The organism is Mesorhizobium sp. 43Arga (assembly GCF_053714255.1).
Window position 1 is genome coordinate 58,421 of sequence record NZ_JBSKBO010000017.1, and the last position, 8,409, is coordinate 66,829.

Sequence of the window (8,409 nt, forward strand, 5' to 3'; positions counted from 1 at the left end):
CGGCAAGATAGCACCGCTGCCACGTGAGGTGTTGCGTCAGTTTGTCCTGCCTCGGCACCGTTGATCGAAATCAAGGCCGCGGTTTGCAGAGGGCAAGTTGCCCTCATGCATGAAACAGCAACCCACGGCACGCATCCCGGACTGACCACCATGCTGCGCGACGCCGTGCGGCGTTACCGAGCTATCCGACCGCGCCACATTTTCATTCTGGTGTCGATGCCGGTCTGCTTCGAGGTCGATCAATGCCATCAAAGGCGACGATGCGTTGACGCTCGATCTCCACGTTCGTTATTGTGACACGCGCTGTGCTGGTTTTGCGCCTGCCACGCCAAGCACACGCGGCATTATGCGCCCGTGGCAACCTTCCTGCGCGCTCTGCATTGGAAGATCGAAACGGTCGGGCGTCTCATAAAGGGTAGCGGCCGCGTGCGTGCTGTCCATTTCGGCGGCGCTCCCCGACCATCCTGAAGCCTCTACGACATGCTTGCGCTCGGAAAGGCCTTACGGGACCGGTTCGATCTTTGCGCCGATGCGAGCATCAGCGTCGAGATGGAACCCCGCGACATCGACGAAGCCCATCTGAATGCGCTCGCCGCGATCGGCATGACGAGAGCTAGTCTGGGCGTACAGGATTTCCATCCTAAGGTGCAGAAGGCCATCAATGCGGGCTGCCGCACCAGACGCTTGAACGCGTCGCCGCGACGATCACGCACGCCTTGACGCTGGAGCCAGATAAGATTGCGCTATTCGGCTATGCGCATGTGCCGTAGTTCAAGAAGCATCAAACGATGATTGACAAGGCCTGGCCGCCCGATTCCGCCGAACGGCTGGCGAAGTCGCAGCTTGCCGCCGGGATCATCGTGCGAGCCGGCTATGAGGCGATAGGGCTTGATCATTTTTGCCAGGCCGGACGATTTGCTCGCCATCGCGGTGCGCACGGGCAGCCTACGCCGCAATTTCCAAGGCTACAGCGACGACAACTGCGAAACCCTGGTCGGTCTTGGCCCATCATCCATCAGCCGCTTCCACAAGGCTACGCCCAGAATATCTTTGTGACCGGCGAGTATGAGAAGGCCGTGGTTGCCGGCCAATTAGCAACCGCACGTGGCATCGAATCCAGCAAGCGGGAACAGGCAGGTATTCCGGGGCCAGCTGAGTGGTGGGCACGTCTGGGCCAGAGGGTGAGCGTTGCAGCTAAATTGAACGCGCAAGGGACTTGTCGTTGTGCAAAATCAAAGTCGAATTCGTCGCTTGAGGAGGTCGGCAGTCAGCCGGCCCGACCCTCTAAGACCGAAGCTAGCGCCTCAACACGGCAGAAATTCCGCGTCGGACAAATGGCAGATTTTGACCGAGCCGAAGGCCGGCATGCCTTGCGACCTGCGCCAGCGGGCGATCGTCTGTATAAAGCTTAACCAGCATGTTGGTCGCGTGGTAAAGCGGCGCAGCGCTCAGCCTTAGCCGGGCTTCATAACGGCGAAGCAAGGTTGGATCGGCGATGTCGGTTCCTTTGCGCCAAGTCGTCAAAATTCCCTTTGCAAGCCGATCCTGACCACCGAGGCCGATGTTGAAGCCATGCGCTATGACTGGATGCATTCCGACGGCCGCATCCCCGATGAGCGCGGCGCGCGGCATCCAGAATCTGTCTGCCCAAGTCGTGACAAGTGAGTAGGCGTGGCGGCTGCTGGCCAGCGACATCTTACCCATCCGCCCGCCGCAGCGCTGGGTCATCTCTGCGAGAAAAGCAGCATCGTTCATTAGGACAAGCCGGGAAACCTCGTTTGCGGGAAGTGTCACAAGCAGTGACGAAACGCCAGTCGCAAGCGGCAGCATCGCGATCGTCTGCTTATCATCGAACCATTCCGTCGCGAGGCTGTGGTGGTGCAGTTCATGACGCACACGGCAGATCAGCATCGAGCAGCCGAGCCGATTGACGTCGGCGGCGATGCCCAGCAGATCGCGCAGGACAGACAGGCGTGAATCCGCCGCCACGAGGAGCTGGGCGTGGAGCTGTCGACCGTCTGAGAAGGTCACCGTTGCGTGGCCGGGTTTGATTTGGGCGGCGACGACGTTGCAGTCAGAGAACACTCGTGCATGCTCCCGTTCGCCGACAACGCTGAAAAGGGCACTGCGAATCCGATGGTTGGGGACGAGAATCCCCAGCGGCTTCGCGCTTCCCGCAGGCGGATCGAAGCTCAGGGCGAAGGGATTCGATCCGTTGAGTACCCGCGCACCAAGGAGGGGCGATTTCTCCGAATGGGGAATGCCATCCCATGCGCCCAGCTCTCGTAGAATCTTAACTGAAGCGTGAGTGAGTGCAATCTCGCGTCCGTCGAAGGCGGGCTGCGCCAGATCTGCCATCGACCGGCGTTCGATCAACGCGACCTTGAGGTCACTTGCGGCAAGCGACGCGGCAAACGCCAGTCCAACCGGGCCGGCCCCGACGACAATGATGTCAAAGCTGGTCATCTTGCGCTAACGCCGCCCGCGTGCAGGCCAGGGGAAACATGTGAAACCAGCAAAGTTGCCCTACCGTGTTCGGAGGCTCGGTTCGGCATTTTGCGTCTCGAGAACAAGAAATTCTGCGAAGTTGATCCAGGTCAATGCCCGCCCCGCGCGCCCACACGATTCTTGTAAAAAACGACATTAGGTAGGTGATACATGGCCGACACCGTCTCGAAGCTTGTCCGCGAGTGCAACGCAGCGCTGGGCAAGGGCGTGGATTTTCTAACAATCTGGAAGACAACGCTGAAACAACATCCCTACGTCGCGGGCAAGCCGCTGCAAGATCAGAACGAAGCTGGAGCTGCGCTCATGATCCCGTTGATCACCGGCCGTCATCTCATGTTTGACGCTTCAGGTTTTCGGCTCGGCTAAACGGCACTGCGGTAGCGGCTGGCCGCCCGGTTTCGACCAGGAACAGCCACGGCTTGTATGCTTAACGACGAGATTGCGAAGCGCTCATCACTGTCAATGTAAAGTCCAACCACCGGAAAGGTCTCCGCCGCCATATCATTCTCCTTGAATCCGGATGACGAGAGCATGCCGTAAACGGACAAGCCTTGATCTGGGTCAAGCACTCACCGAAAGATTGTTGAAAAACGTGTCTGAATCGGCCCATACCAGCCCGCAGCTCGACAGATCGTCCGAAGACGTGATCTGCCACTGCCGAACCCAATCCTAGGCCGAAGCCTCGCGCCGCTTTAGCGGAGCGGTTCGCGGCGTGTGGGTTGGCGCTTCACCCGCAGAAGACAAAAATCGTCTACTGAGCAGAAACCAACCGCAGCGGGCGCTATCCCACGGTCCAGTTCGACTTAACTCGTCTACTCGTTCCGGCCGCGGTTTACCGCATGGCGTTCTTGCCAGCGGCGCCCCCAGGGGCGCTAAAAGCGATGGCCGGGAAGTTCGGCAATGGGATCTCCAGAACCGGACCGACACAGCCCTTGACGATCTCGCCCGGCGGATCAATCCCTACAAATCGGCGGATACGACAGTCTGCGCCGGATCGACTTCCATCTGAGAAAATGGGCCCGCCGCAAGTTCAAGCGCTTCAAGCAAAAGCCGAAAGCCGCGCGCGTGGCTCGCCCGTATCATCAGGACGAAGCGAGGGCTCTTCGCGCACCGGCCGCTTCTGCATGCCCAACAGCCGAATACCGGGAGCCGTGGTAGCTGAGAGGCTCAGCCCGGTACTAGGAGAGGACGGCGGTGAAATTCCGCCGTGCCACTCGACCACGCTGCCTGCAGCCTCGCCTTTCTTGCGCGATTTGATCAAATGCTTTGCCGCGCGGTCGGTACGACAACGGCACCAGCGGCCCTAGTCGGCATCGGCACGGTACTGACCCGCGCGGCATTCGGTCCGATGTCCGACGATGTCGGATATGCGACGTCGCTGGATCGACCCCATCGTCTTGTTTCAGCACGACCTCTCGTTTGGAACGATGCATGCGTGGCTGTCCACGAATGTCCCTGAGCGAGTCTGGACGCCCCATGCCTTTGCCGATCCTTGCGCTTGCCATTGCGTCCTTCTGCATCGGCACCACCGAATTCGTCATCATGGGCCTGCTGCCGGAAGTCGCCGCCGATCTCGGCGTGCCCATCCCTTCGGCTGGCCTGCTGGTCACCGGCTATGCGCTGGGCGTGGTCTTCGGCGCGCCAATCGTCGCCATGGCCACCGCGCATCTGCCGCGCAAGCCGGTGCTGGTGGGACTTGTAGCCCTGTTCGTCGTCGGCAACCTATTCTGCGCCATCGCCCCCAATTACTGGCTGCTGATGGCCGCGCGTGTATTCACCGCCTTCGGCCATGGCGCCTTCTTCGGCATCGGCTCGGTCGTCGCGGCAAGCCTCGTGCCGCGCAACAAGCGGGCCAGCGCCATCGCGCTGATGTTTGCCGGCCTGACGCTGGCCAACATCCTCGGCGTTCCCGCCGGCACGGCACTTGGCGAAGCCTTCGGCTGGCGCGCTACCTTCCTGGCCGTGGTCGGCATCGGCCTGATCTCGGTCGCGGCGATCGCCTGGCTGGTGCCGTCCGACGTCACTGAACCCAGCGGCGGTGGCCTGCGCGGCGAGTTGCGGGTGCTGGGCAAGCTGCAGGTGTGGCTGGCGATGCTGATCGCGGCCCTGGCCTCGGCCAGCCTGTTCGCCGTCTTCACCTATATCAAACCCTACCTCACCGACGTCTCGGTCCTGTCGACCGCAGCGGTCACCTGGGTGCTTTTGCTGTTCGGCGCCGGCATGACCATCGGCAACATCATCGGCGGCAGGCTGGCCGACTGGAAACTGATGCCGACGGTGATCGGCACGCTGCTGCTGATGGCCCTGCTGTTCGTCGGCTTCATGCAGTTCGGCGCCATCGCCAGTGTGGCCATCGGCATCGTCTTCCTCTGGGGGCTGCTGATCTTCGTTGTCGTGCCGCCGCTGCAGATCCGTGTCGTAGAGGCCGCCTTCGAGGGACCGAATCTTGCAGCGACACTAAATCAGGGCGCCTTCAATGTCGGCAATGCCGGCGGCGCCTGGATCGGGGGCGTGGCTTTGTCCGCCGGCGTTTCCTACGCCAATTTGCCGCTGGTCGGCGCAGTGCTCGCCTTGCTGGCGGCGACCGTCGCGGCGCTGCTGCAGTCGATCGATCGCCGCACTGTCCTGCAGACGCCGATGCCGTAGGCAGCATCTCGGCATCACACATACGGGATCAGCCCGTGTGCCGCCCTTGAGCAGCAGGAACCGGAGGGTCGGATCAGAAGGATAATGCTTCATATGATGACAGGCTACCAAGAGCGGAAGCCTCCGCTCGGCTGCCGCCCTCTGACGATAGCTTCGTGTCCAGGGTGAGTTGGCCTTCGGGAATGGGCATCGAAGCGGGCGCGCTGTCCAGAACGTGCCTTCCTACATACGTCAATTCTCGCGCCATGGCGTGGGAGGAGCGCCACTCGCTCAATCGAAGCTGGCTTAGCCATGTCACACGCCGTTAAGGAGATCTTCTACACGCTACAAGGTGAGGGGCGTAATGCGGGGCGGGCCGCCGTATTTTGTCGCTTCGCGGTAGGTAACCTTTGGTCGTGCCGTGAAGCCGACCGGGCTACGGCAGTCTGCAGATTCCGCGATACCGATTTCGTTGGTACGAAGTGCGTTGCTGGCGGGCGCTTTGCGACCGCACAGGGGCTTGCATCTGCCGTTGAACGGGCTTGGCGCGGGTCTGGGGGAAGGGAGCGCCTTGTCGTTCTAACCGGAGGGGAGCCCCTTCTGCAGGTTGATGAAGAGCTGATAGGGGCACTACACGCCGGAGGTTTTGAAATTGCTGCGGAGACCAACGGCACCATCCATCCCCCGGCTGGCATCGACTGGCTGTGTGTCAGTCCGAAGGCCGGTGCTCCACTCGTGGTCAGGGCCGGAGACGAACTTATTTATCCGCAGCCTAATGCCGAGCCAGAGTGCTTCGGAGGTCTGGCATTCGACCACCTGCTGCTCCAACCGATGGATGGACCTGAACACGACGCGAATACCGCGGCCGCGGTCGGCTATTGCCTTGCTAACCCACTCTGGCAGCTCACCCTTCAAACCCACAAACTCTGGGGAATCCCATGAAATTCTCTGAAATTTTCGACTTTGAGGCAGCTCACCCTTCAAACCCGCAAGCTCGTAGGAATCCCATGAAAATCACACGAGCTTTCACCTTTGAGGCAGCTCACCGCCTTCCCCGAGTACGCGAATCCCATCGCTGCCGTCGAATGCATGGGCACTCGTATCGTGTCGATCTTCGTCTCGCAGGGTCAGTTGATCCGGACACGGGTTTTGTCGTGGACTTCTTCGATGTCGAGGCTGCTTTCGCCCCTCTTTTGCAGCGCCTTGACCATCACTGCCTAAACAAGATCGAGGGTCTGACAAATCCGACGGCCGAAAATATCGCGATCTGGATCTGGGACCGACTAAAACCCATCCTGCCGCAAATTGCGTCGGTAACAGTTTGGGAAACGCCGCAATGCTGGGCCGAATATGAAGGGTAAGACGATGCTACAAGCCTCCGAGACTGCGCCGGTTCTCTTCTCCGGCGGCCAGGATTCACCCACCTGTTTGGCCTGGGCGCTCGAGACATTCGCGCGCGCCTCGCGGTGCGCCATGCAATCGTCGTGCCATCGCATATGGTGCTCGGAGCAAAAGAGAGGACCAGATCTTTCGGTCCAGCCGGGTCCGGTAACGTCCGTCTATCTTCGACACCTGATACACCGACGCGCTGGTATTCCACCCCGGGTGTCACGGCTTGCCACGTCTGAGCGGAGTGTTCGCGTCGATCAAACCAAAGATCCAGGCGAGGGAACACGACAGCGGGCAAACATCCTAGGACGGGAATAGCTGATGCGGGTTGCTTCGCATGCAAATCAACCGGTTCGGACAGGGTCGTCCGGATTTCGACGACCGCGAGCAGGCCGAAAGCGTAATGGGCATTGAAAGAGAGCGGCCATGGGACGCTGCAGTGCGCGAGCGCGATTAGGGACGGATCTTTTCGCTAGGAGGGTTCACGCCACGTGATCCCCAACGTCATGACTCGTGACTCTGGGATTCAGGACTGCTTCGCTGGAGCAAAGCCGGCCCATTTTGAACAGGACAAGCTACGACGCCAACCGGATGAAGGAACCGCCATGTACATCGCCATGAACCGCTTCAAGGTCCAGAACAGCTCGGAAGCCGATTTCCAGGCCGTCTGGAAAAACCGCGATTTCAGCCTTGTCAGGATGAAGGGATTCCGAGAATTCCATTTGCTGCGTGGCCCGGTGAACGAGACCGAAGGTTACACGCTCTTTGCCTCGCACACAGTGTGGGCAACCCACGACGATTTCGTCGCCTGGACCAAATCGAAGAACTTCCTCGCCGCCCACAGGAATCTCGACACGACTAAAGTCTTCTACCACGGTCACCCGCAGTTCGAGGGCTTCTCCGTCCTCGAGGGCGCATAAGTACCGACTTGGTCTGCAGCGGCCATCAGGCTGGCATTGCCGCCCGGCCGCCGATTTCACCGCGCGCTTTGCCATGGCGTTGGTGAGCTCTGGCCTCAGCGGGCTGGTGGAGGGGCAAAAGGTGCTTGTCGAATGCGGGCAGGGCAAGAAAGGGCTGGAAGTCCAGCGCATCCGCATCGCTTAGAGCCAGCACGCGGGCCATCGAGTGAAGCAAAAGGCCCGCTGCCGGGAGGAAATAGCAGCGGGCCAATATCAAAAACAGCGCGGGAGGAGGTGCGCTGCATTTCAAAGCCGGCATCGCATCTGGGAGGAGTAGATGGCCGACAGCCGGACCATACCCATCGAGCAATATATTGCAACGCACAAAAAATTGTTTGCATCAGCGAAGGTCTAAGGGCTCCCTCGACGGAGCTGCCATAACTATGGCGGTTGGTCCCATCGACAAAACGCATAAGGAAAAGGGCGGCATCCCTGCCGCCCTTCCGAGATGGTCAAATTGCGCCGTCAGAAACCCATGCCGCCCATGCCGCCCATTCCGCCGCCAGGCATGCCAGCCGGCATGCCGCCAGCCGAGTCCTTCTTCGGAGCTTCGGCGATCATGGCTTCGGTGGTGACGAGCAGGCCGGCGACCGAGGCCGCGTCCTGTAGGGCCGCGCGCACGACCTTGACCGGATCGACGATACCCATGGCGATCATGTCGCCATATTCGCCGGTCTGGGCGTTGTAACCGAAGGTCGCACTTGCGCTGTCGAGGATCTTGCCGGCAACGATCGAAGCTTCCGCACCGGCGTTGGCCGCGATCTGGCGGGCCGGAGCCTGCAGCGCACGACGCACGATGTTGATGCCGGCGGCCTGATCGGCATTGGCGCCGGCAGCCTTGATGTTGGCCGAAGCGCGCAGCAGGGCCACGCCACCGCCGGCAACGATGCCTTCTTCCACGGCCGCGCGGGTCGCGTTCAGCGCATCG

The 8,409-nt window shown here is 60.9% G+C and carries 8 protein-coding genes and 2 pseudogenes; 8 read left to right on the top strand and 2 right to left on the bottom strand.

Features of this window, described 5'->3' with window-relative positions:
* Positions 1–150 precede the first annotated feature (150 nt).
* Positions 151–1,133, top strand: a pseudogene (locus ACWGS8_RS32745) (radical SAM protein); the annotation flags it as partial.
* Positions 1,134–1,296: 163 nt separating this feature from the next.
* Here the strand turns inward: ACWGS8_RS32745 and ubiM are convergent.
* Positions 1,297–2,466 (bottom strand): 5-demethoxyubiquinol-8 5-hydroxylase UbiM, encoded by a 1,170-nt coding sequence (gene ubiM, locus ACWGS8_RS32750; RefSeq protein WP_454584812.1) that lies wholly within the window; start codon positions 2,464–2,466, stop codon positions 1,297–1,299.
* A 192-nt stretch (positions 2,467–2,658) separates the two neighbouring features.
* Between ubiM and ACWGS8_RS32755 the strand changes: the two genes are divergently transcribed.
* From ACWGS8_RS32755 to ACWGS8_RS32785, 7 genes and pseudogenes are all read left to right on the top strand, one after another.
* Positions 2,659–2,874: a hypothetical protein gene (locus ACWGS8_RS32755; protein ID WP_454584813.1), complete on the top strand. Its 216-nt coding sequence runs from the start codon at positions 2,659–2,661 to the stop codon at positions 2,872–2,874.
* Between the two features lie 1,110 nt (positions 2,875–3,984).
* Positions 3,985–5,154 (top strand): MFS transporter, encoded by a 1,170-nt coding sequence (locus tag ACWGS8_RS32760; protein WP_454584814.1) that lies wholly within the window; start codon positions 3,985–3,987, stop codon positions 5,152–5,154.
* A gap of 291 nt (positions 5,155–5,445) precedes the next feature.
* Positions 5,446–6,075 carry a 7-carboxy-7-deazaguanine synthase gene (gene queE, locus ACWGS8_RS32765; RefSeq protein ID WP_454584815.1) on the top strand — a complete coding sequence of 210 codons (630 nt, stop codon included), beginning with the start codon at positions 5,446–5,448 and terminating at the stop codon, positions 6,073–6,075.
* Between the two features lie 65 nt (positions 6,076–6,140).
* Positions 6,141–6,494: a 6-carboxytetrahydropterin synthase QueD gene (queD, locus tag ACWGS8_RS32770; RefSeq protein ID WP_454584822.1), complete on the top strand. Its 354-nt coding sequence runs from the start codon at positions 6,141–6,143 to the stop codon at positions 6,492–6,494.
* Between the two features lie 4 nt (positions 6,495–6,498).
* Positions 6,499–6,591: pseudogene (locus ACWGS8_RS32775) on the top strand (7-cyano-7-deazaguanine synthase); the annotation flags it as partial.
* A 536-nt stretch (positions 6,592–7,127) separates the two neighbouring features.
* Entirely contained in the window at positions 7,128–7,442 is a 315-nt protein-coding gene (locus ACWGS8_RS32780; RefSeq protein WP_454584823.1) for an antibiotic biosynthesis monooxygenase family protein, read from the top strand.
* Positions 7,443–7,515: 73 nt separating this feature from the next.
* Positions 7,516–7,626 (top strand): cold-shock protein, encoded by a 111-nt coding sequence (locus tag ACWGS8_RS32785; RefSeq protein ID WP_454584816.1) that lies wholly within the window; start codon positions 7,516–7,518, stop codon positions 7,624–7,626.
* Positions 7,627–7,946: 320 nt separating this feature from the next.
* Here the strand turns inward: ACWGS8_RS32785 and ACWGS8_RS32790 are convergent.
* A partial coding sequence (locus ACWGS8_RS32790) for a TCP-1/cpn60 chaperonin family protein (protein WP_454584817.1) occupies positions 7,947–8,409 on the bottom strand: 463 nt, incomplete at its 5' end.